Source organism: Arthrobacter sp. 05T47, assembly GCF_056395825.1.
The window spans coordinates 1-2,181 of the sequence record NZ_JBFTKG010000103.1 but is presented as its reverse complement, the minus strand read 5'-3'; the positions used below and the strand labels follow the sequence as shown (position 1 = coordinate 2,181).

The following is a 2,181-nucleotide window of genomic DNA, read 5'->3' as shown; positions in this document are numbered from 1 at the left end:
GCGCATGGCGTGGCACAGGTTGGTCCGCGTCGTGCCGTCATCTCCAGGGATCGTGTACGCCTGTTCGATGGTGTAGGCGCCGAGGTGCTTGCCCTGTGTCCGGCTGATCCGCTGCACACCGTTAGGGGCTACGTCAGTGCCGAACAGGACCGCTTTGGGCATGGCGATGATGCCCACCACCTGATACGGCGAGTTCGTCGCCGTGCCGTAGAACGCGGTCTGCCACGTCGCACCGAGGTTATCCGAGTACAGGATGCCGTTGGTGTCATCGCCGAACGTGACCCAGATGCGGTCCCAGTACGGGTCCCAGCACACGCCGTGGACGTGGTTGCCGGTGACGTTCCCCTTGCCCTGCGTGTTCAGCAGGTAGTCGTTCAGGTCAAAGACCGTGGACCATGTCTTGCCGTAGTCGAGGCTCATGTAGACGTAGCGGGCATTCTCCGTCACCGTTGCGCTGTTCCACGTCGGGAGCTTGGGTCCGTACTCGGCGGCGAAGATCATGTTCTTGTAGGTGTCAACGCTCCAGGACTCGGTGAACGTCACGTAGGGGGCGTGCCCGGTGAGCACCTTGGTCCACGTCACCGTGCCGGTCCCGTACCCGGCGGAGAGCCACAGCTCGCGGGGATCAGGGTCAATCGCGGTGCAGGCGAGCAGTTCGCCGTTATCCAGCTGACGCACCCACAGGAACGGCTTGGCGAAGACCTTCAGGTCAGTCCACGTCGAGCCGTTGTCGCGGGTCTCCATCAGGTTGCCGCCGCCGTGGTTGCCGTTGAAGCCCACCGTGCGGTCCTTGTTGAACTCCGTGATGTATTCGTAGGCGTTCACAGCGGTCAGCGTCGGGCTCCACGTGCCGATGGCAGAGCGGGTCGGAGCGGATACCGAGTCATTGAGGACAGTCCACTCGGACCACACGCCGCTGACCTTCTGCCGGATCATCTGGCGCTGTTTGGCTTCCAGGCTGAGTGCCACCTGCGTGGTGACTGCGCCAATGGTCCACACATCCACCTTGCCGGTGCCAATGAAGGGCTTGTTCAGCGTCCCACTGTTGGGGATGTTGTAGGAGCCCTGCGCCACGATGTTGTTAAGGTCATCGGTGCTCCCCAGGCTGCCGCCGCGCCAGTTGGCATTACTCCACGCGGACCACGTGCCACTAGTGAGGTTCCGGTAGAACTCTCGGGGTTCGGTTTCGTTCGTGGTCCACTTTTGCAGGGTGACGCCGTTGACGTTGGTTACCGTCAGCCCGCCTGCTGCCGCAAGCGGGCGGTTGAGCACGCCGGCCTTGGTGACCGGGAAGAAACCCGTTGTCACGTAGCTGTTCAGGTCGGTAGTGACGGAATCAATCGGCTTCTGCCACTTATCGGTTTCGAGGACGCCGATACGCCCGTCATTGGTCGAGGGGTTCCAGTTCGTTGCCGAGTAGGACGCGGTTGAAGTGAAGTTCACTTTGGCGGACACGACGTCACCGCTAGGCGCCACAACCTGCTGCCCTGCCGTGTATGCGGTGCTGGCCTTCCACTTCGGGATGAGCCCGGCGTTGCTTGCCGCCATTGTCGCGGCGCTGGTGACCACAGACGGGTCACTGGCGATATAGGAGGACACAGCCGGCGGGACAGCCGAGTTGACTACAGGCGTGATCCGCCCGTCAATCTTCGTGCTGAGGTCAGCATCCTGGAGCCGCTGAGGAAGGCTGCCGTCCCATAGCTTGATGAATGGGGGGATCATGTAGTCCGCCCMTACAGAGATTGTGGCGTTGACCATTGGTGATATTTCCTGTCGTTTGGTCTGAATTTGGGTACAAAAAAGCCCGCCATGAGCGGGCTGCGAATGGTGTTGCTATTCAGTTATTGCTGGGTCCGGATGTCGGCTGGCCTTGGTGGTTTAGGCCCCAGTGCGCCCGGCTCGCTGTCAGGACTTCCTCATAGCGTGCGTCGTGGTCCAAGTACGTCGTACTGATCCCTCGCTGGGCGAACCAAGCATCAAACCCGGCCTTCCGTACCGCTTCCGCCTGTCTCCCATCCCTGACGGCTCTAGGATCCATACCCAGCGACCCGTCCGGTTTCAGAACCGTAAAGGCAGCAAACAAATCGGTAGCCCCGGTCAACGGCATCAGGTCAAGCGGCAGGATGTCCCTGCCGGTAAGCAACTGCCGTCTAGCGGCCCTACGGGCAGTCATGAGCCGAC

1 protein-coding gene is annotated in these 2,181 nt (G+C 61.6%); it reads right to left on the bottom strand.

Going from position 1 to position 2,181, the window contains the following annotated elements; all coding sequences use genetic code 11:
- Positions 1–1,722, bottom strand: a 1,722-nt coding sequence (locus AC1DEY_RS22975) for a hypothetical protein (RefSeq protein WP_476870014.1), incomplete at its 3' end; no start/stop codon positions are given.
- Between the last annotated feature and the right edge of the window lie 459 nt (positions 1,723–2,181).